Source organism: Pantoea sp. PNA 14-12 (assembly GCF_004364735.1).
GTDB classification, from domain to species: domain Bacteria; phylum Pseudomonadota; class Gammaproteobacteria; order Enterobacterales; family Enterobacteriaceae; genus Pantoea; species Pantoea stewartii.
Genome location: NZ_SOAJ01000001.1, coordinates 110,529 through 132,245, shown reverse-complemented (window position 1 = coordinate 132,245; position 21,717 = coordinate 110,529). Strand labels below are relative to the sequence as shown.

The 21,717-nt window shown below is 56.5% G+C and carries 17 protein-coding genes; 6 read left to right on the top strand and 11 right to left on the bottom strand.

Going from position 1 to position 21,717, the window contains the following annotated elements; all coding sequences use genetic code 11:
• Positions 1 to 8: 8 nt before the first annotated feature.
• Genes secD through queA form a run of 4 tightly spaced genes read right to left on the bottom strand, consistent with a single transcriptional unit; the run spans position 9 to position 4,477 of the window.
• On the bottom strand, positions 9 to 1,856 hold the full coding sequence (gene secD, locus C7434_RS00665) for a protein translocase subunit SecD (protein ID WP_133745047.1): 1,848 nt from the start codon (positions 1,854 to 1,856) through the stop codon (positions 9 to 11).
• Positions 1,857 to 1,881: 25 nt separating this feature from the next.
• Positions 1,882 to 2,214, bottom strand: a complete 333-nt coding sequence (gene yajC, locus C7434_RS00660; RefSeq protein ID WP_006117993.1) for a preprotein translocase subunit YajC — start codon at positions 2,212 to 2,214, stop codon at positions 1,882 to 1,884.
• On the bottom strand, positions 2,214 to 3,362 hold the full coding sequence (tgt, locus tag C7434_RS00655; protein WP_006117994.1) for a tRNA guanosine(34) transglycosylase Tgt: 1,149 nt from the start codon (positions 3,360 to 3,362) through the stop codon (positions 2,214 to 2,216). The genes yajC and tgt overlap by 1 nt, the downstream gene beginning before the upstream one ends.
• Before the next feature lie 44 nt (positions 3,363 to 3,406).
• The gene (queA, locus tag C7434_RS00650) at positions 3,407 to 4,477 is read right to left on the bottom strand and encodes a tRNA preQ1(34) S-adenosylmethionine ribosyltransferase-isomerase QueA (RefSeq protein WP_006117567.1); all 1,071 of its coding nucleotides are present in this window, start codon (positions 4,475 to 4,477) and stop codon (positions 3,407 to 3,409) included.
• A gap of 101 nt (positions 4,478 to 4,578) precedes the next feature.
• Between queA and C7434_RS00645 the strand changes: the two genes are divergently transcribed.
• The 3 genes from C7434_RS00645 (at position 4,579) to C7434_RS00635 (ending at position 7,464) form a co-directional block, all read left to right on the top strand.
• The gene (locus C7434_RS00645) at positions 4,579 to 5,160 is read left to right on the top strand and encodes an ACP phosphodiesterase (protein WP_006117568.1); all 582 of its coding nucleotides are present in this window, start codon (positions 4,579 to 4,581) and stop codon (positions 5,158 to 5,160) included.
• Positions 5,161 to 5,362: 202 nt separating this feature from the next.
• The gene (locus tag C7434_RS00640; protein WP_133745046.1) at positions 5,363 to 6,178 is read left to right on the top strand and encodes an inositol monophosphatase; all 816 of its coding nucleotides are present in this window, start codon (positions 5,363 to 5,365) and stop codon (positions 6,176 to 6,178) included.
• On the top strand, positions 6,178 to 7,464 hold the full coding sequence (locus tag C7434_RS00635; protein ID WP_058701157.1) for a histidine-type phosphatase: 1,287 nt from the start codon (positions 6,178 to 6,180) through the stop codon (positions 7,462 to 7,464). The genes C7434_RS00640 and C7434_RS00635 overlap by 1 nt, the downstream gene beginning before the upstream one ends.
• A 167-nt stretch (positions 7,465 to 7,631) precedes the next feature.
• On the opposite strand, the gene proY is transcribed toward C7434_RS00635, so the two are convergent.
• The 6 genes from proY to phoB form a co-directional block, all read right to left on the bottom strand.
• Positions 7,632 to 8,984: a proline-specific permease ProY gene (gene proY, locus C7434_RS00630; protein WP_133745045.1), complete on the bottom strand. Its 1,353-nt coding sequence runs from the start codon at positions 8,982 to 8,984 to the stop codon at positions 7,632 to 7,634.
• Between the two features lie 70 nt (positions 8,985 to 9,054).
• Positions 9,055 to 10,374 carry a branched-chain amino acid transport system II carrier protein gene (gene brnQ / locus C7434_RS00625; protein ID WP_006117572.1) on the bottom strand — a complete coding sequence of 440 codons (1,320 nt, stop codon included), beginning with the start codon at positions 10,372 to 10,374 and terminating at the stop codon, positions 9,055 to 9,057.
• Between the two features lie 390 nt (positions 10,375 to 10,764).
• Positions 10,765 to 11,868, bottom strand: a complete 1,104-nt coding sequence (locus tag C7434_RS00620) for a cobalamin-independent methionine synthase II family protein (RefSeq protein ID WP_039338488.1) — start codon at positions 11,866 to 11,868, stop codon at positions 10,765 to 10,767.
• Between the two features lie 279 nt (positions 11,869 to 12,147).
• Positions 12,148 to 13,068 carry a PstS family phosphate ABC transporter substrate-binding protein gene (locus C7434_RS00615; protein ID WP_133745044.1) on the bottom strand — a complete coding sequence of 307 codons (921 nt, stop codon included), beginning with the start codon at positions 13,066 to 13,068 and terminating at the stop codon, positions 12,148 to 12,150.
• Between the two features lie 13 nt (positions 13,069 to 13,081).
• Entirely contained in the window at positions 13,082 to 14,401 is a 1,320-nt protein-coding gene (gene phoR, locus C7434_RS00610; RefSeq protein ID WP_033738623.1) for a phosphate regulon sensor histidine kinase PhoR, read from the bottom strand.
• A 14-nt stretch (positions 14,402 to 14,415) separates the two neighbouring features.
• Entirely contained in the window at positions 14,416 to 15,105 is a 690-nt protein-coding gene (gene phoB, locus C7434_RS00605) for a phosphate response regulator transcription factor PhoB (protein ID WP_014606457.1), read from the bottom strand.
• Between the two features lie 197 nt (positions 15,106 to 15,302).
• Between phoB and sbcD the strand changes: the two genes are divergently transcribed.
• Genes sbcD through C7434_RS00590 form a run of 3 tightly spaced genes read left to right on the top strand, consistent with a single transcriptional unit; the run spans position 15,303 to position 20,546 of the window.
• Positions 15,303 to 16,499: an exonuclease subunit SbcD gene (gene sbcD / locus C7434_RS00600; RefSeq protein ID WP_033738622.1), complete on the top strand. Its 1,197-nt coding sequence runs from the start codon at positions 15,303 to 15,305 to the stop codon at positions 16,497 to 16,499.
• Positions 16,496 to 20,170 carry an SbcC/MukB-like Walker B domain-containing protein gene (locus C7434_RS00595; RefSeq protein ID WP_133745043.1) on the top strand — a complete coding sequence of 1,225 codons (3,675 nt, stop codon included), beginning with the start codon at positions 16,496 to 16,498 and terminating at the stop codon, positions 20,168 to 20,170. Before sbcD ends, C7434_RS00595 begins: the two co-directional genes overlap by 4 nt.
• 10 nt (positions 20,171 to 20,180) lie before the next feature.
• Positions 20,181 to 20,546 (top strand): cell envelope integrity protein TolA, encoded by a 366-nt coding sequence (locus C7434_RS00590; RefSeq protein ID WP_133745042.1) that lies wholly within the window; start codon positions 20,181 to 20,183, stop codon positions 20,544 to 20,546.
• Between the two features lie 132 nt (positions 20,547 to 20,678).
• On the opposite strand, the gene mak is transcribed toward C7434_RS00590, so the two are convergent.
• Positions 20,679 to 21,584 (bottom strand): fructokinase, encoded by a 906-nt coding sequence (mak, locus tag C7434_RS00585; RefSeq protein ID WP_133745041.1) that lies wholly within the window; start codon positions 21,582 to 21,584, stop codon positions 20,679 to 20,681.
• Positions 21,585 to 21,717 lie beyond the last annotated feature (133 nt).

The window sequence follows — 21,717 nt, the reverse complement described above, 5'->3', positions numbered from 1 at the left end:
CGCACTCCTCAGATAGACAGCTTCTTAACGCGCTTGCCACCGTACATCAGGTTGATAATGGCGCGGGTTCCGACGATCGATGTGAACATGGAGGTCGCAATACCGATAGCCGTTGTAATCGCAAAGCCCTTAATGGAGCCCGTACCAATTGCATACAGAATCACCACCTTAATCAGGGTCGTCACGTTCGCATCGACAATACTGGAGAAGGCACCTTTGTAGCCCTCATGAATTGCCTGCTGTACGGAACGCCCGTTGCGCAGTTCTTCTTTGATACGTTCATTGATCAGGACGTTTGCATCGACTGCCACCGCCAGCGTCAGCACAATACCGGCGATGCCTGGCATGGTCAGCGTGGCCCCCGGTAACAGCGACATAATGCCGACAATCAGCACCAGGTTTGCCAGCAGTGCGCTGGTCGCAATCAGGCCCACTTTCTTGTAGTACAGCACCATAAACAGGATGGAGGCGACCAGGCCCCACAGGCAGGCTTCCAGCCCCTGAGTAATGTTCTGCTGACCCATTGTCGGACCGATTGTCCGCTCTTCCACAATCTGGATAGGCGCAATCAAGGCCCCGGCGCGCAGCAGCAGTGACAGCTGACGTGCTTCGTTCGGGTTGCTGATACCGGTGATGCGGAAGCTGTTGCCCAGGCGTGACTGGATGTTGGCGACGTTAATCACCTCTTCCTGTTTCACCAGAATGGCGCGACCATTCGCATCTTTCTTACCGCTGTCTTTGTACTCCACAAACAGGGTCGCCATCGGTTTACCGATGTTGTCCTTGGTGAAGTTCGACATGATATTACCGCCCGCGCCATCGAGTGAAATATTCACCTGAGGCTGGTTGTATTCGTCCATGCTGGAGGTCGAATCGGTAATGTGGTCACCGGTCAGAATCACGCGTTTGTACAGCACGACAGGCTGGCCGTCACGCATGTCTTTGACCTCGGAATCCCCCGGCACGCGACCACTGGCTGCGGCGGTCGGATCAACGCTGGTATTGACCAGACGGAACTCCAGCGTCGCGGTTGCGCCCAGAATTTCTTTGGCGCGCGCCGTGTCCTGAATACCTGGCAGTTCTACCACGATGCGGTCAGAACCCTGACGTTGCACCAGCGGCTCCGCGACACCCAGTTGGTTCACACGATTACGCAGGATAGTGATGTTCTGCTGAACGGCATATTCGCGCGCTTCGCTGAGGCGAGCATCGGTCATGGTGGCTCGCAGAGCATCGTTACCGCTGTTGCTGATCACCAGATCCTGATGACGGGATGGCAGCCACTTCACGGCAGCGTCACGGCTGGCTGCGTCACGGAAACGGATTTCCACGCCGTAGTTAGCAATCTTGCTGACGTTGGTATAAGGGATATTCTTTTCGCGCAGGTCGCTGCGCAGGCTGTCCGCATTCTGCTCTTGCAGTTTGCTCAGGGCAGTGTCCATATCCACTTCCATCAGGAAGTGCACGCCACCGCGCAGATCGAGGCCAAGTTTCATTGGCTGCGCCGCCAGCAGGGTAAGCCAGCGCGGCGTTGCGGGAGCCAGATTCAGCGCCACAACATAGTTTTCGCCCAGCGCTTTCATGATCGCTTCACGGGCGCGCAACTGCACATCCGTGTTAGAAAAACGCGCCGTAATCGCCCCGTTTTCCAGGGCAACAGACTTCGCCTGAATATTATCTTGTTTTAATACGTTCTGAATTTGATCCAACGTTTGCTCACTGGCGGCGCTTCCGCGCGCGCCAGTGATTTGAACAGCCGGATCCTCACCATAAAGGTTGGGAAGTGCATATACCAGGCCAATGACAAGCACCACGACCAGCATTATGTACTTCCACAAAGGATAACGATTTAACACGGCAGTTCCCTTAGGGAAGTAAAAATTACAGCGCCTTCATAGAACCTTTCGGCAGGACGGCAGCCACGAAATCACGTTTAATAACCACTTCGGTAGTGTCGTTCAGCGCAATCGCAATGTAGCCGGTTTCTGCCACTTTGGTTACGCGACCCACCAGGCCACCATTCGTCAGCACTTCATCACCTTTGGAGATAGAATCCATCAGCTTCTTGTGCTCTTTTGCGCGTTTCTGCTGAGGGCGCAGGATCATGAAGTAAAAAATCAGGCCAAAGACGACCAGCATGATCACCAGAGAATACGGACTTCCCTGAGACGGTGCGCCTGCTGCAGCCACAGCGTCAGAAATGAAAAAGCTCATTAAATTTCCCTCATTGATGAATTATCAGACGTTAAAGGCGGAACCGCTTTGCCCGTCCGTTGGTAGAACTCGGTAACAAAGCGCTCTAATTTACCCTCTTCAATAGCCTGGCGTAAACCTGCCATCAGGCGCTGGTAGTAACGCAGGTTATGAATCGTGTTCAGACGCGCGCCCAGTATTTCGTTACAGCGATCAAGATGATGCAAGTAAGCACGGCTGTAATTGCGACAGGTGTAACAATCACACTCGGCATCCAGCGGCGACACATCGTCTTTATGCTTCGCATTGCGGATTTTTACCACGCCGTCCGTCACAAATAAGTGACCATTACGTGCATTACGCGTTGGCATCACACAGTCAAACATGTCCACGCCACGACGCACACCTTCGACCAGATCTTCAGGTTTGCCCACGCCCATTAAATAACGCGGTTTGTCCTCAGGGATCTGCGGGCAAACATGCTCCAGGATGCGGTGCATGTCCTCTTTCGGCTCACCGACCGCCAGGCCGCCCACAGCGTACCCATCAAAGCCAATCTCTACCAGACCTTTCACAGACACATCACGTAAATCTTCGTAAACCGAGCCCTGAATAATACCGAACAGCGCGTTCTTGTTGCCCAGGCTGTCAAAGCGGTCACGGCTGCGCTGCGCCCAGCGCAACGACATTTCCATTGAGCGTTTCGCATAATCCCAGTCGGCCGGGTACGGCGTGCACTCATCGAAGATCATGACGATATCGGAGCCCAGATCGTACTGAATTTCCATGGATTTTTCTGGATCGAGGAAAATCTGATCGCCATTGATCGGGTTACGGAAGTGAACGCCCGCTTCGGTGATTTTACGAATGTCGCCCAGGCTGAAGACCTGGAAACCGCCGGAGTCCGTCAGGATAGGGCCTTTCCACTGCATAAAATCATGCAGATCGCCATGCAGCTTCATGATTTCCTGACCGGGACGCAGCCAGAGGTGGAAAGTATTGCCCAGAATAATTTGTGCGCCGGTATCCTGCACTTCTTCCGGCGTCATGCCTTTTACGGTGCCATAGGTGCCCACGGGCATAAACGCCGGGGTTTCGACCACGCCACGATCAAAAATCAGACGCCCGCGACGCGCGCGACCGTCTGTGGTATCAAGCTCAAATTTCACAAGACCTCCATCGGAGAAACAGTCCGATGTTCAAAGTAAACAGATCAGGCGCCCACTTTTTCCAGCGGCGCCTGAGGGTTTTTGCTGATAAACATCGCGTCGCCGTAGCTGAAGAAACGGTATTCTTCTGCCACCGCAGCGCGATAAGCAGCCATGGTGTGCTGGTAACCGGCGAAGGCCGAGACCAGCATAATCAGGGTTGATTCCGGCAAATGGAAGTTGGTGATTAATGCATCGATCACCTGGTACTCGTAGCCCGGATAGATAAAAATTTGGGTATCGTCGAAGAACGGCGCAATCAGGGCATCCTGACTGGCTTTGGCGGCGCTTTCCAGCGAACGTACCGAGGTGGTGCCAACGGCGACCACTTTATTCCCCCGCGCCTTACAGGCCAGCACCGCGTCTACCACATCCTGCGGGACTTCCGCGTACTCCGCGTGCATGTGGTGATCTTCAATCGTCTCGACGCGCACCGGTTGGAAGGTGCCCGCCCCAACGTGCAACGTGACAAAGGCCATTTCCACGCCTTTATCTTTGAGCGCCTGCAACAGCGGCTCATCAAAATGCAGCCCCGCCGTGGGCGCGGCGACGGCACCGGGTCGGGCGCTGTAAACCGTTTGATAAAGCTCACGATCCGCCTCTTCATCCGGGCGGTCAATGTACGGCGGCAGCGGCATATGGCCGACGCGGTTAAGAATGTCCAGTACGTCACGGTCATCGTCAAAGGCGATCTCGAACAACGCATCGTGCCGCGCCACCATAGTGGCTTTCACGCTCTCGTCGTCACCCAGCAGCAGCGCTGCGCCAGGCTTCGGCGCTTTCGATGCGCGAACATGCGCCAGCACGCGCTTGTCATCAAGCATGCGCTCGACCAGCATCTCAATTTTGCCGCCGCTTGCCTTGCGTCCGAACACCCTGGCCGGGATAACGCGCGTGTTGTTAAACACCAGCAGATCTCCGGGCTGGAGCTTATCCAGCACATCCGTAAACACGCCGTGAGTGAGCGCGCCGGTTGGGCCATCCAGCGACAGCAGGCGGCAACCACTTCGTTGCGCCTGGGGATAATGGGCGATAAGAGATTCAGGCAAATCAAAAGCAAAATCGGCGACACGCATGACAGACTTCTTACTCAGAAAAACAGGCGGCACAGTTTAGCGGAAAACCGAACAATTCTGAACAACTGGCTGCGTAAACGGAGTTGCGCTTATAATGCCGCATGAATTTTCTTGCGCATCTTCACTTAGCCCATCTTGCCAACAGCTCTTTGCTGGGCAATCTGATGGCCGATTTCGTTCGCGGCGCGCCGCACCAACACTGGCCTGAACCGGTGGCCGACGGCATTCTGATGCATCGTCGCCTGGACGTAATGACCGATGCCCTGCCGGAAGTGCGCGCGGCACGCCAGCTTTTCCGGGCAGAGACCTATCGCGTCGCCCCCATCACGCTGGATGTCATCTGGGACCATTTTCTGGCGCGCCACTGGGATCGCGTTCATCCGTCACAAACGCTGCAAGCGTTTACGGCCCGTGCCGAGCGTGAAATCGTTCCGCAACTGGCCGCCACGCCCGAGGAATTTAAAGAACTGAATGCGGTGATGTGGCGAGAACGCTGGTTCGAACACTACGCCGATCCCCTGCGCCTTGAACGCGTGCTGAATGGCATGGCCCGACGTCGGCCAAGGCTGGCGGCACTCAGCGACTCTTACCAGGACTTCACCGCCCATTATCCGGCCTTTGAAGCCTGTTTCTTTCAGTTTTATCCCCGCCTGATGCAGTTGGCCGCCAGCCGGCAGCTGTGATTCACCCTCTTTATCAGGTAAGACGCGGCTTACCTGATAACGCTGAAAAAGCACGCAAACAGTACACCGACGATATTGCCATTACTGGCGCACTACGGCTTAATAAGCCTTGCTTAACTATGCTTTGCGCTACTCTCACTGTCAGACCGCCTGTTCAGGCGCTTCCTGTATTCGATGTGTTTTAAAATCATAAGAGGGAAACATGTCATCCGCTTCGCATTCTGAAATTGACGCGCGCTATCGCTACGCCTGCGAAATCGCCCGTGCCGCCGCAAGCCGCGCCTTGTCATGGTATCAACAGCGTCAAAAACTGGTGGTGGAACATAAAAGGGACCTTCAGGACGTGGTCAGTGAAGCTGACCGTAACGTTGAAGAATTAATTAAATCACTGATTGCAGAACGCTATCCCGAGGATGCGGTATTAGGTGAAGAGAGCGGTGGAGAAACAGGCGAGGCCCGCATTTTATGGGTCATCGATCCGATTGATGGCACCGCCTGCTTCGTCAATGGTCTGCATAACTGGTGCGTTTCGCTGGCCATCGTCTGCGAAGGTGAACCGGTGGTGGGCGTGGTTTGCGATCCCAATCATCAGGAGCTGTTTCACGCCCGCAAAGGCCAGGGAGCATGGCTTAATGAGACCCGGCTTGAGGTTCATCAGGCCCGTCACCTCAACGAAGGGCTGTTGGGCATCAGTAATTCCAGCCGGGTGCCGGGAGAAAAGGTTACGCAGCTTATCGATGGGCTACTCAAACAAGGCGGGATGTTCATTCGCATCGGCTCCGGTGCCTTAACCAGCGCCTGGGCCGCTGCCGGTCGCCTGATTGGCTATTACGAAGCCCATATGCATCCCTGGGACAGCCTGCCGGGCATCGTGTTAATGCGGGAAGCGGGCGGCGTCACTAATGATTACATGCGCAATGATGGCCTGAAAAACGGCAATCCCGTTTTGCTGGCGAATGCCGTAATCTATCCACAGATTAAAGCCCTTCTCGCGCCCCAGGAACTGGAGGATGAATAATGTCTGCCTGTAGCCCCCTGCGCGTAGTCGCGCTCTGTGCGTTATGGTTCGCGGCGGGGTCGCTTTACGCGGCGCCAGAATACCAGTTAGAGAAAGTGGTCGAACTCAGCCGACACGGGGTGCGCCCGCCGACGCCGGGCAACCGCCAGGAGACCGAGGCAGCAACCGGACAGCCTTGGCCCCGGTGGAGTACAGCGGACGGCGAGCTGACGGGCCATGGCTACAGTGCGGTGGTGAATAAAGCGCGCTGGGAAGGCGATCACTATCGCCAGTTGGGATTACTTCCCGCGGGTTGTCCGGACGCGACAGCACTCTACGTACGCGCCAGCCCTCTTCAGCGAACGCGCGCCACTGCCGAAGCGTTGGTGGATGGCGCATTTCCCGGCTGCGGCGTGGCGGTGCATACCGTCACGGGCGACGTCGATCCGCTTTTTCAGACGGAAAAACTGCCCTTTGCCCGCATCGATCCGCAGCGAGAGATGGAAGAAAAGCGGCGTGTGGCGGGCGATTTAGCACAGCGACAGCAGCAGCTCCAGCCCGCCATTCAGGCGCTTAAACAGGCGGTCTGTCCGGCTAACCGCGCGTGCCCGTTTTTTGATCGCCCCTGGCAGTTAAAGCAGACTAAAAGCGGCAGCGTCTATGTTGAAGGCTTAAGCACGCTGGCCGCCATGGTCGAGACGTTGCGCCTGGGCTACAGCGAAAACTTACCGTTCGCGAGGCTGGCGTGGGGCCACATCACTTCCGCTCAACAGATCACCGCCCTGCTCCCCCTGCTGACGGCCAGTTATGATCTCAGCAATGATGTGCTCTATATGGCGCAACGTCGTGGCTCGCTTCTGTTACAGCGGATGCTCGACGCCATTCAGGGGAACGATCCCGATGTACGATGGGTACTGCTGGTGGCCCATGACACGAATATCGCGATGGTTCGCCGCCTGATGGGATTTGAATGGCAACTGCCGGGTTATACGCGCGGTAATATTCCGCCGGGAAGCAGCCTGGTGATGGAGCGCTGGCGGGATACGCAAAGCAATCAGCGCTACCTGCGCGTCTATTTTCAGGCACAAAGTCTGGACGGGCTACGTCAGTTACAACCCATTAATGACCGTCATCCTTTGTTGCGTCAGGAGTGGCAGCAAGCCGGCTGCCATATCACCGACGTGGGTACACTGTGCCCGTTACAGGATGCGATTGCCGCGTTGGGTCAACAGCTGGACCGCAGCGCGATCGTTCCGGAATCCCTTATATTACCCGCGCAGAACGCATTAGCGCCCGTGTCGGGTTAACGGTGGGCTTTCTCTTATTTTTCGGCAACTTATTTAACGACGTACGCTTTTGCATTAGCATCGTTTCGTCAATCATCCCTCTGTTTGTTTCATTTGCTATGTGACGTTTTCGGCGAATCCTTTCGCCGATTTTATTTCGTCGTGTCAGTCGCCTTCGCGGCCGGGAATCAGGACGGCTTGCGCACCAGCTTATAACCCAGCAGCAACAGCACAATCCACACCATGCCCACGTAAAGTGAGATGCGCGTATCCGGAAAGTAGCCGATCAGGCCGATGATAAAGCATAAAAAGGCTACGCCGAAACCGGCTGTCCAGCTTCCGCCCGGGAGGGCAAATGTCAGCTGACGGGCTGCCGCTTTACCAATTTTGCGGCGAAACGCAATCTGGGACAGCAGAATCATAATCCAGACCCAGACGGTGGCAAAGGTGGCCAGAGAGGCAATGACCAGGAACACTTTCTCGGGCATCAGGTAGTTGAGCCAGACCGCAATCAGCATGGCAAACATCATAACTACCACCGTGACCCACGGAATCCCGCGTGCTGACACCTTCATAAACACTTTAGGCGCATGGCCCTGCTGCGCCATACCGTGCAGCATACGCCCGACACCGAACACATCGCTGTTAATCGCGGACAGGGAGGCCGTTAGTACCACAAAGTTGAGGATAGAAGCGGCAGCGGCAATACCCAGATGCTGGAAGGTCAGCACAAACGGGCTACCGTTGGTGCCCACCTGATTCCATGGATAGAGGGACATGATGACAAACAGCGTACCAACGTAAAACACCAGAATACGCATCGGCACGGAATTAATGGCGCGTGGGATAGAGGTCGGCGGATCCTTAGCTTCACCGGCCGTGATGCCAATAATTTCTATCCCGCCGTAAGCAAACATCACCATCTGAAGTGACAGCAGCATGCCAACGATCCCGTGGGCAAAAAAGCCGCCGTTGGTCCACAGGTTGTGAATGCCGGTCGGCTGGCCACCGTTACCGATGCCCCAGATGATCATGCCAAATCCGGCCAGAATCATCACAATAATGGTGGCGACTTTGAAGAAGGAGAACCAGAACTCCACTTCGCCGAACACCTTCACGCTCATCAGATTGACCGCACCGATGATCAGCACGACGCTCAGTACCCAGATCCAGTGCGGCACCTCCGGGAACCAGACACCCATATAAATACCAAATGCCGTGACGTCGGCGATGGCCACAATCAGAATTTCAAAGCAGTACGTCCAGCCGGTGATATACCCAGCCATTGGTCCAAGATAATCCTGCGCGTAACGAGAAAACGAGCTGGCCTGGGGATTATTAACGGACATTTCTCCCAGCGCGCGCATGATAATGTACGCCACCGCGCCGCCGATAATATAGGCGAGCAGAACGCTCGGTCCTGCCATCCTGATGGCGTCCGCCGAGCCATAAAACAGCCCGGTGCCAATCGCCGATCCCAGCGCCATAAAACGGATGTGGCGCGTGCTCAGTCCGCGTTTGAGCTTGTTGGTTTCTTGCATAACAACCTGTACCTGTGAAATGAAAAAACCACGGGCAAGCCCGTGGTTAAAGAAGAATCAATCTTAGCCGTTACGAGTGAACTGTCACCTGTTCCGGCCCTTTTAACCGATCAACCAACGCCACAAGCAGCAACATCACCAGTGAGGGCGGCAACCAGGCAAGCCCCTGGTCGGCTAATGGCAGATGCTGGCTGAATGCGGGTAACGCCTCTTTAAACCCGGTGGTTTTGATTGCGTCAAGGATACCAAACAGCAGGCTGACAAGCATAGTCGGAGCAATGATTCGGCTGCTTTTGTTCCAGATATTCTGGGTAAAACTCAGCACAACCAGTACGATGCACGGCGGATAAATGGCGGTCAGCACCGGAATCGAGATCTGGATCAGATGACTCAGCCCCAGGTTGGAAACCACCATGGAGAACAGCCCCAGCACAAACACCAGCGTTTTGTATGACAACGGCAGATACTGGGCAAAAAACTCGGCGCAGGCACAGGTCAGGCCCACGGCTGTCACCATACAGGCAATAAAAATCAGCGCGGCAAGGAAGAAGCTGCCCATATCGCCAAAGGTGTGCTGTACGTAGGCATGCAGAATCGCGGCGCCGTTAGCATTTTGATCGACCAGCGCCCCGCTTCCTGCGCCCAGTTTAAACAGGCTCAGGTAGACCAGCGTCAGCCCTACACCCGCGATAATCCCCGCCAGTACCGTATAACGGGTTAACAGTGCCGCGTTATCAATACCGCGTGAACGGGCCGCATTCACAATCACAATCCCGAATACCAGGGCACCCAGCGTATCCATCGTGAGATAGCCGTTCACGAAACCGCTGGAAAACGCAGCGCGCTGGTAGTCGGCGGTGGCCGGAATGGTGCCGCCTGCGGGCCACAGCAGGGCGGCAACGCCGAGCAGCGTCAGGGCGGCAATTTTCAGCGGTGCCAGAATATGCCCGACCGTATCCAGCAGTTTGCCGGGATAGAGCGAAATGCCCATCACCAGCACAAAGTAGATCAGGCTGTAGATGAACAACGGCAATGCACCGTCGCCGGTGATCGGCGCGATCCCGACTTCAAACGACACCGTGGCGGTGCGCGGCGTGGCAAAGAGTGGCCCCACCGCCAGATAGCAGACAGTGGCCAGAACCACCCCGGCAATTTTACCAATCGGTGTACTCAGCGCGTCAATCCCGCCGCCGACGCGCGCCAGCGCAATGACGGTGATGACGGGTAATCCCACAGCGGTAAGCAGAAACCCTAAAGCGGCCACCCAGACATGTTCGCCTGACTGAATACCGACCATAGGAGGAAAGATAATGTTACCCGCACCAACAAACAGGGCAAACGTCATAAAGCCCAGCGCGAGAATGTCTTTAACGGTTAAACGATGTGTCATACGGCCTGTCACTGATGTTGCGATGAAAGATAAGTTTGCGTTGCCCCCTCGCTGCGCTATGACAACGGCTGATCAGACGACAGCAGCGCATTATGCGCAGCGTCCGGTTTAGCGCAGGTGATTTGAGCTGCTTTTTTTCTGTTCACAGAGGGATAAATCGACAACGGCCGTAAGTAAAACGTTTATAGCGAAGAAAGGCAATACGAGATCGGAAAACCAGAGGCTTATTTCGTGATTTAAGTCAAAATTAGTGGATCACATCAATATTAGCAGCAAGCACATCAGATGATGTGCCTTAATAATAAACAGGCCATGGGAAATACCAGCGTACTGACGTCTTTTTATGCACAAGTGGCGCATACATTGCGCCACACTGCGCACTTTTGACGCTTACCAGACCTGATTCGCCACATCCACAACCAGACGAATCTTCTGCCACTGTTCCGCTTCGGTCAGGCTGTTCCCCTCTTCCGTTGAGGCAAAGCCACACTGTGGACTAAGGCAGATCTGGTCAAGGCTGAGGTACTGCGTCGCCTCCTGTAAACGTGCTTTTACCTGATCCACGTCTTCGAGTTCGCCGACCTTGGTGGTAATTAAACCAAGCACCGCCTGCTGATGACCCGGCCGGATAAAACGCAGCGGTTCGAAACCGCCGGAACGGTGGTTATCATATTCCAGGAAAAACGCATCGACATTAACAGTGCCAAACAGAATTTCGGCTACAGGTTCATAGCCGCCTTCTGAAATCCAGGTCGAACGGAAATTGCCGCGGCAGACATGCAGACCGACGGTCAGATCGGCCGGTTTATCCTCCAGCGCTTTATTCAGCACGCGGGCGTAGGTTCGGGCCAGCTGCTCGGGATCGTCACCGCGCTCGCGGATCTCACGCTTTTGATCGTCCGAGCACAGGTACGCCCACACCGTATCATCCAGTTGCAGATAGCGGCAGCCTGCCGCATAAAAGGCGGCGATTGCGTCTTTGTAAGTCTGTGCCAGATCGTCAAAGTACACATCAAGATCGGGATATACCTCCGCGTCGATCACTTTACGTCCGCCACGGAAATGCAGCACGCTGGGACTGGGAATCGTCATTTTCGCCACGGCATCCCCTGCGATGCCTTGTAAAAAGCGGAAATGATCCAGCATCGGATGCCCGTCAAACCCCAGTTTGCCGGTCACTTTGACACCGTGCGCTTTGGTCTGTACGCCGTTGAACTGAATGCCCTGATCGGCTTCAAAATGTTCCACGCCTTTCAGGCCGTAGAAAAAGTCAAAATGCCACCAGCCGCGACGGAATTCCCCGTCCGTGACCACTTTGAGGCCGTTTTCACGCTGTTTTGCCACCACATCACGGATGGCTTCGTTTTCAACCTCACGCAACTCGTCAGCGCTGATTTCCCCCGCCTGGTATTTCTCGCGAGCCTGTTTGATCGCGGCAGGACGAAGAAAGCTGCCAACGGTGTCGGCACGAAACGGGGCGGTTTGTCTTTGCATGATCACTCCTTGTCACGGCCAGATAATTTCGGCCGGGAATAGTTACATAATGTTATTTTGGCCTTCTGGATGGCTAAACGTCTAAATGCAGAGTGACATGCTGTTCTCTCAGCGGCAAACGAATAAAATTCACGTCGCCTGAAAAAAATTCATGTTGCATTGTCGCCGTCGGCTTTTCTGTCAGCGACCGCAGGACAGACAGCCTGATCGGGCTTACGGGTCCGGAGGCAGGCTGTTTCACGGTGACGCTACCGGCGTCTGTTGACGGGCAGGTGGGCATTATTCGAGCGAAGCGCGAGCCTGAGCAATCTGCGCCGCAGAGAGCGGCAAATACCCGGCCTCGCTGACGCGCTGTTGCCCCTGACTGGAAAGCACCTGTCGTAAAAAGGCATCGACCAGTGGCGGTAAAGGTTTACCTGGCGCTTTATTCACATAGAGATAAAGCGGACGCGACCATGGATAGCGGCCGGTACGGATAGTCTCTGGATCCGGTGCCACCGCGTCGCCGTTTTTGGTCACCACAGGCAGCAACCTGACGCCGCTCAGATGGAAACCAAAACTGGCATAGCCGATGCTGCGGGGATTACCGGCTACGGCCTGTACCACGGCGGCAGAACCGGGAAACTCGGCCACGTCATTGCGGAAATCGCCCTGACACAGCGCCTGCTGTTTGAAAAAGCCCCATGTTCCCGAGGCGGAGTTACGGCCATAGCGCTGGATGGGACGCTGCTGCCATTCTGTCTGGTGCAGTCCCAGGTCACCCCAGCGTTGTGGAACCTGATGCGCGCCGCAAAGCCGGGTGATGGAAAAAACCGCATCGAGCTGCCGCGGATCAATTTCACGCAGCGGGTTACGTTGATTGACCACCACGACCAGCGCATCCATTGCCACCGGCACGGCCAGCGGCGGATAGCCATAGCGCGCCTCAAAGGCCTGGCGCTCATCAGCCTGCATCGGACGACTCATCGCGCCCAGTTGAACGGCCCCGGCGGTCAACGCAGTGGGCGCGGTAGACGACCCCGAAGCCTGAACCTGAACGTTCACGCCAGGCGCCTGACGGCTAAAGTCATCTCCCCATAACGTCATCAGATAGCCGAGCGTGTCGGAGCCGGCGCTACTGAGATTTCCGGACAGCATGACGGGCTGCGCCTGCCCGAGGGCTGGCAACAGCGAAAAGAACACCAAAAGAAAAACGCGCATCGTTCCGGTCCGTTCACGATTGATGAACGGCATTCTCCTGCATCCCGTTACTGACAATCAACCTTGGTGCCAGGGTAAATGTAAAACAGGTTTCCTGATGCGGGATGCTGGTGATCTCCAGCCGGGCATTATGGTGACTCAACGCATGTTTGACGATAGCCAGCCCCAGCCCGCTGCCGCCAGTCGCACGTGAACGCGCTTTATCTACACGATAAAAGCGTTCGGTCAGGCGCGGAATATGCTCAGCGGGAATACCGGGACCGTTATCGCAGACCTTAAATACCGCGCCCTGCTTGCTGCGTAACCAACTGATATCAATTCGTGTGCCGTCTGGCGTATGGTTGACCGCGTTGTAGACCAGGTTGGAGATGGCACTGCGCAATTGCTCGTCATTGCCAAACACTTTCAGATGCGGATCGGTGTGAAAATGGATTTGATGTCGCCCGCCGCTCAGCGTTTCCGCTTCATGTTGCAGCAGTTTCAACATGACCGGCACATCGACTTTTTCTTTCATATTGATGACCGGGGCCGCCTCAATACGCGACAGCGTCAGAAGCTGCTTCACCAGGCTGTCCATTCGGCGGGTTTGTTCTGACATGGTGTGCAACGCTTTGTCACGCGAACGTTGATTCATGACCGAGTCATTCATCATCTCCAGATAACCCTGAAGCACCGTCAGCGGCGTCCGGAGTTCGTGACTGACGTTGGCGAAGAAGTTGCGTCGTGCACCTTCCAGCTGGTGCATTTGCGTTACGTCGCGGGCCACCATCAACCACTGGCCTTCGCTGTAGGGCATAACACGAAATTCCATGTGATGCTGGTTATTCAGCACCAGCGTCAGCGGCTTGTCGAAATCGCGCTGGCGCAGATAACGTGAAAATTCAGGATAGCGCAGCAGATTAAGGATATTTTGCCCGTTATCTTCGGGCCAGCGCAGCCCGAGGTGCTGCTGTGCCAGGCCATTGCACCAGAAGATGGTGCCCTCTTCCGTTGTCAGGATAACGGCATCCGGCAGCGACTCTGCACCACTGCGAAACCGTTTGATCAGATGACCCAGCTCACGCCGCCGACGTCGGTTGCGCAGCTGCATTTGATACAGACCGTAAAACAGCGGTTCCCAGCTTGCCTGACCGGAAGGCGGGGTCATCGTGCGATCCAGCCACAGCCAGTGCGACAGCCGCATCAGGTTATAAAAATGCCACAGTAAAATACCGACTACGCTGAGTAACAACAGCCACGGCAGATAGCCGAACAACAGGCCGAGTACCAGCGCAGGCAAACACGCCAGCACCAGTTCGGACAATAATCGCTTCCAGGAGAGGCGTTCCAGCACGGTTAAAGCTCCGTTTAAAAGCGGGCAGAGAAACGATAACCTGTTCCGCGGACGGTTTGTACCATGCGATCGTGACCGGTCAGTTCCAGCGCTTTGCGCAGACGGCGAATATGCACGTCAACTGTACGATCTTCAACATAGACGTTGGTGCCCCAGACGTGATTCAGTAGCTGTTCACGGCTGTAAACACGTTCAGGATGGGTCATAAAGAAGTGGAGCAGCTTGTACTCTGTCGGCCCCATCTCCAGCGGCGTGGTTTCCGACATCACCCGGTGCGAGGAGGGATCCAGGCTCAGGCCCTGCATTTCAATTACATCTTCGACCGCCATCGGCGAAATGCGACGCATCACAGCTTTGATACGGGCCATCAGCTCTTTCGGTGAAAACGGTTTGGTAATGTAGTCGTCGGCCCCGACTTCCAGGCCACGCACGCGATCTTCCTCTTCGCCACGTGCGGTCAGCATCATGACCGGAATATCACGCGTCATCGCTTCACGTTTAAGGTGTTTGATAAACTGAATGCCGCTGCCGCCAGGTAACATCCAGTCCAGCAGGATAAGGTCAGGCCAGGGTTCAATCAGCTTACTGACGGCGCTGTCATAATCTTCTGCCTCAATCGGCTGATAATCATTTTGTTCCAGAACGAAACATAACATCTCACGGATTGGAGCTTCATCTTCCACAACTAAAATGCGCTTAGCCATTATGACTCCTGCAGGTAGGACGGCTTTCACTGATATTTGCGGCGCCATTATGCGTCAGTTTTGTGACACTTTTATGAAAAAGTTAGCCATAAAAACCGGCCTGCAACAACCATTTATGACAACATGACGACATGTTTTGTGGCTTTAGTGATGGAGCCAGTATAATCGCCGGGCGATTTGTTATGGCAGGGAGTGTTATGCGCATTATCCATACCGCGGACTGGCACCTGGGGCAGTTCTTTTACAACAAAAGCCGGGCCGCTGAGCATCAGGCCTTTCTGGACTGGCTGCTGGCCCGGATTGAAGAGCATCAGGTGGATGCGCTGATTGTGGCGGGTGATTTATTCGATACCGGCACACCGCCCAGCTATGCACGTGAAATGTTCAACCGCTTTGTTGTGGCGTTACAACCCAGCGGCTGTCAGCTGGTGGTGCTGGCCGGAAATCACGATTCGGTGGCGACGCTGAACGAGTCGCGTGAACTGCTCGCCTGCCTGAATACCCGCGTGATTACCACGCCGCAGGACGGGGACGATGTGCTGGTGTTAACGACGCGTCGGGGCGAACCGGGCGCGCTGCTGTGCGCCATTCCTTATCTGCGGCCACGCGATATTATGCGCAGCCAGGCCGGCCAGTCAGGACGCGATAAACAGCGCAGCCTGCTGGAGGCCATTACCGCCCATTATCAGCGCAGCTTTGCTGCCGCGCAGGCGCTGAATCTGGCGCTTCCCATCGTCGCGACCGGCCACCTCACTGCTCTCGGCGTCAGCAAAAGCGACTCAGTGCGCGATATCTATATTGGTACACTGGATGCCTTTCCGGCCTCGGCCTTTCCGCCTGCGGACTATATCGCGCTGGGGCATATTCATCGTGCGCAGCGCGTGGCCGACAGCGATCATATTCGCTACAGCGGTTCGCCGATTCCGCTCAGCTTCGATGAACTGGGCAGCGAAAAAAGTGTGTTCCTGCTGGATTTCAGCCCGTCGGGCCTGGCGGTCACGCCCCTGACCATTCCCCTGTTCCAGCCAATGCAGGTCCTGAAAGGCTCGCTGGCGCAAATCACCCGGCAGCTCAGCCAGTTTTCTGCGCCCGACGGGACCAAACCTGTCTGGCTGGATATTGAAGTGACCACGCAGGAATATTTAAGTGATTTGCAGCGTCAGGTAGAAGCGCTGACGGCCGCCCTGCCCGTAGACGTTTTGCTGCTGCGCCGCAGCCGTGAACAGCGCCAGCACAGTCTGGCACAGCTGGATAAAGAAACCCTGAGCGAACTGAATGTGGAAGAAGTGTTTGCCCGACGACTGGCGCTGGATGACGCGCTAGACGCGGATCAGATTGCCCAGACCACCCTGCGGTTTAAACAGACGCTGGCGGATCTGGAGGAACAGCCATGAAAATTCTGACGCTGCGCTTCAAAAATCTTAACGCGCTCAAAGGTGAGTGGTTTATTGATTTTCGCACCGAGCCGTTTGCCAGCAACGGGCTGTTTGCGATTACCGGCGCGACGGGCGCCGGTAAAACTACGCTGCTGGACGCCATCTGTCTGGCACTGTATCACCAGACGCCGCGCCTGGGCGGTATCTCTCAGGGGCATAACCCCCTGATGACACGCGACTGTGCCGAGTGCCTGGCGGAGGTCGAGTTTGAAATTAAAGGCGAAGCCTGGCGGGCATTCTGGAGCCAGAACCGCGCGCGCGGCACCGCTGACGGTAAACTGCAGGCTCCCCGCGTTGAGCTGGCACGCTGCGCCGATAATCAGATTGTGGCAGATAAAGTGAGCGATAAGCTCAAACTTACGGAAACGCTGAGCGGGCTGGATTTTGCGCGCTTCACCCGCTCAATGATGCTGTCACAAGGCCAGTTTGCGGCGTTTCTTAACGCCAAAGCCAATGAGCGGGCAGAACTGCTGGAAGAACTGACCGGAACCGAAATTTATGGTCGTCTGTCCATGGCCGTGTTCGAACGCCACAAAGCGGCCAAAACGGCGCTGGAACTGTTACGCAGTCGGGCAGGCGGCATGGCGCTGCTTGATGAGGCAACCCGTACTGCACTGCACCAGCAAAAAAAGGCCCTCAGCGACGCTGAACACCAGCTGACTGCCGCGCTTGCCGTGGCGCAGGCGCAGCAACAGTGGCAGCAACAGCATCAGCAGGCTATTGCGGATACAGAGCAGGCAACCGCGGCCCTCGCTGCGGCAGAGCACACCAGTCAGGCGGCAGAGCCGGATCGTCAACGTCTGGCGCGCAGTGAACCGGCGGAGAAACTGCGCGGTCCGTTGCAGCAACGTGACAGTCTGCTGGCCGAACGCAACGCGATGCGGGAACGTCAGCAGCAGCTCAGCCAACAGATGCACACGGCCACACAGGCGCATCATGTGTTGCAGCAACGCTATGCGGAAACGGACACGGCGCACGAACAGTGCCGACAGCAACAGCAGCAGCAGGAAACGCTGTTGACCGGGCAGGTCATTCCGCTTGATCAGTCTCTCTCTGCCTTATACGAGCACATTCAGCAGCTACAGCAGGATGCCGAACGGCAACAGCAACACTGCGCTCAGCGCGAAGCCGCGTTACACAGCGAAGCCCGCCAGGTGCGCCACCTGCAAGAGACGATTGCCCAACAGCATGCCCTACGTGAGCAGTTAGCTGACATGCCGCAATGGGGTGAACACCTTCCGATCTGGAAAGAGCGTTTTGCCCAACTGACCCGCTATGAAGCGGCACAGGCTGAGCTGGATCAGCAGATACAGCAGCAACAGCGCCACATTCATCAGCGCCAGGGGGATATTGAGCAGCTGGCACAGCAACTCACGCCACTGGATCAGGCCGCACAGCAGGCGCAGCAGTCCTTGTCTCAGGCTGAGCAAGCACTAACTTCCCTTCAGAACGCGCATCCACCTGAAGCCTTACGTCAGGCACTGAGCCAGCATCAGCAACAGCGCGAGGCGCGCCATGCGCTGACGATAGTGGCCGCGCAGTGGCAACCCCTGCATCAGCAGCGCACGCAGTACGAAAAACGCCTGCATGAACTTGAGACGGCTCAGCAGCAGGGTGAAAGCGCACTGCTGACGTTAAGAGAAGCCTGGCGACGGGAAAAACAGCAGCTCAGCGACGTAGAGAAAATTTGCCAGCTCGAAAGCCAGATTGCTGACCTGGAACAGTACCGCGCCCGGCTTGAAGCCGGGCAGCCCTGCCCGTTGTGCGGCGCCTGCGAGCATCCTGCGGTCGAAACCTATCGTGCTCTGGAAGTTAGTGCTAACCAACAACGTAAAGCCGAGCTGCAAAAACAGGTAGACGCGTTGAGTGAAACCGGGACGGCAAAGAAGGAGCAAATAAAGCAGCTACAGGCTCAACAGCAATCTCTGCGCGAAGAAATCACGGGTCTGACCCAACAACTTGATGCCCTTTCTGAACAATGGCAGGAACTGAGCAGTGAGCTGGCGCTCACCTTCCCGCTGACAGATACGGATGCAAGGATCGCGTGGCAGCAGGCGCAAAATCGCCACGAGCAGACGCTCACGGCCCGGCTTGACGCACTGGAGCAAGCCGAGCGCGCGGTGCTGGCGGCCAAAGATCACCACCTGCGGCAGCACCAGACATTACAACAGCATCAGCAAACGCTACTGTTGACTCAGCAGCAACTGGAAAGCCAGCACCAGGCGCTTCAGGCGTTACAGCAACAACAGCGTCAGGCCGCAGAAAACGGCCAGCAGCTTGAAGCCGCGCTGGCACAGCAGTTCAGCGACGTGGCGTTGTCTTTACCTGAACGTACGGCGCGCGACAGCTGGCTGGCAACCCAACAAGAGCGCTGGCAGCGCTGGCAAGAGAGTGAGCGGTTGCTTGCTAACCTGCAGCCGCAACTCGCACGGGCGGAAACACAGGCTGACGCGCTGCAACAGCAGTTACAGCTTGAGCAGCAACGCCTGGATCAGCAGCGGCAGCAGCTCACCGCGTTACAGCAGCAGGCACATGAAAAACAGCAGCAGCGTCAGGCCCTGTTTGGCGATCGCGATGTGGCTCAGGCGCGCAAGCAGATGCAGGCGCTCGTCGATCAGCACGAGGCGCAACTTACCCAGCAGCGCAACGCACTGCATCAGTCACAGGCAGAGGTCAGCCGTCTTAATGGCCAGTTGACGCTGCTGGAAAGCCAACTGCAGAGCCTGTCCGGGCGCGTCACGGAAGCAGAACAACGCTTCAGCGCCGCGCTGGCGGCAGCCGAATTCGCTGATGAAACGCACCTGCGCGCGGCATTGCTGGATGAACAGGCGGCGCAGCAACTGCGTCAGCAGCTTCAGCAGATTGACCAGCACCGTCTGCACCAGCAGGCACGCCTGGCAGAACTGCAGCAGCGGCTGGCGGCACATCAGCAGCAGAAACCGGCTTTGATGCCGGATTCACCGGACGTGCTGGCGGCAGAACTGGCGCGCTTACAGCTGTCCCTGCGTGAAAATGCAAACCAGCAGGGCCAGGTACAGCAGCAGTTAGACAGCGATGCCAGCCTGCGAAACCAGCAGCAAACGCTGCTGGCGCGTATTGCGCAGGATGAGACGGCGTTAGCGCAATGGACCCTGCTTAACGATCTTATTGGCTCGGCAACGGGTGATAAATTCCGGCGCTTTGCACAGGGGCTTACGCTCGATCACCTGGTGGCCCTGGCCAACCGTCAGTTAGATCGCCTGCACGGTCGCTACCTTTTACAGCGACGTGCCAGCGATGTGCTGGAACTGGATGTGGTGGATACCTGGCAGGCCGACAGCGCCCGCGATACGCGCACGCTGTCCGGCGGAGAAAGTTTCCTGGTGAGCCTGGCGCTGGCGCTGGCACTGTCTGACCTCGTCAGCCATAAAACCCGCATTGAGTCGTTATTTCTGGATGAGGGCTTTGGTACGCTGGATGCCGAAACGCTGGACACCGCTCTGGATGCCCTGGATGCGCTTAACGCCAGTGGCAAAACCATTGGCGTCATCAGCCATGTTGAAGCCATGAAAGAGCGCATTCCCGTTCAGATTAAGGTACGCAAAATGAATGGCCTGGGTTACAGCACCCTTGACATCCCCGGCCAGTAAGAGGTTAACCATGTTGAGATGGACCGGTATTTTCGCGGTTGCCCTGCTGCTTTTAGCAGGCTGCAGCCAGCCGCACGGCGCTGATGCCAGGCACTGCGCGCCGAACATGACGCAGACTCAGTGCCAGGCCATCGACCACTATATCGCGCAGGTGAATGCCGTGGTGATGCGCAATTTTCATCACGCGCAACGTTACGCAGGCCAGCGCTGCCTGGTGACGGCACAACGCCGCGCGGACGGCCGCTATAGCGTCATGCGCACAGAAGGAAATGAATCGTTATGTCTGAGCGCCTGGCAGAGCGTGAGTAGCGCGCGTGATATGCCCCTTCCGCCTCAGGGCGCGCCCCGGCAATGGGTATTTGCTTTTGCCCCGTAACCATAACGCGGCAGCACGCGCCATCGCGGGCTGAACGTGAATGCAGATGCGCCCTTTCGGAAAGTCCTGAACCGGCGGTGCAGCCTGACGGTGATCAAGCCTGAAAACTGGCGGTTCACCGTCCACAACGGATTACTCAGGCCAGAGCCAGGCGGCTCCGCGAACACCGCTCGAATCCCCGTGTACGGCTTTCAGTACCGGCGTTTCACATTCACCGCCAAATACCCATTTTTTCATCAGTGTGGGGACGGTCTGGTACAGACGATCCACGTTGCTCATGCCGCCGCCCAGAACAATCACATCCGGATCGATCAGGTTAACCACCTGGGCCAGCGATTTGGCCAGGCGCATTTCGTACCGGCTCATAGCCAGTTCCGCCACCGGATCCTGCTGTGCCAGCAGGTGAACAATCTCGGCACCTTTGCGTGCAACGCCGCTTAAACGCTGGTAATCAGTGGCAAAGCCGGTGCCCGATACAAAGGTTTCAATACAGCCCTGTAATCCGCAATAACAGGGCACTTCAACGCGATAGCGCAGTTCATCTTCGTCCATCCACGGCAGCGGATTGTGGCCCCATTCGCCCGCATTACCATTACCACCGATACGGGATTCGCCGTTTATCGCCACGCCCGCCCCCGAACCGGTGCCAATAATCACTCCAAAGACCAGCGGCTTACCGGCACCCGCGCCGTCAACGGCTTCGGATACGGCCAGACAGTTCGCGTCGTTGGCAATGCGGACGTCACGATTCAGCGCGTGCGCCAGATCCTTGTCCAGCGGCTGTCCGTTAAGCCAGGTTGAGTTCGCGTTTTTTACCCGCTGCGTATAGGGCGAAAGCGTGCCGGGAATACCGAGGCCTACCGTGCCCGTCTGTCCGGTCTTTTCTTCCGCCAGACGCACCAGATCGACAATAGCCTGTACCGTAGCGGCATAGTCGTTTCGGGGCGTGGAAACCCGATGGCGAAACAGCTCGCTTCCCTCGCTGGACAACGCAATCACTTCTGTTTTGGTGCCGCCCAAATCAATGCCGATGCGCACGGTTTATTCCTCATTATTCGTTAGGGGATTCTTACACTAAAAGGCGATGCCCTTAAAGGCAATGAAACCGCATCGATGTTTCGCTATCATGCGCACACTTAGTGAGATTTGTGCGCCCGATCGCGCCACGGTA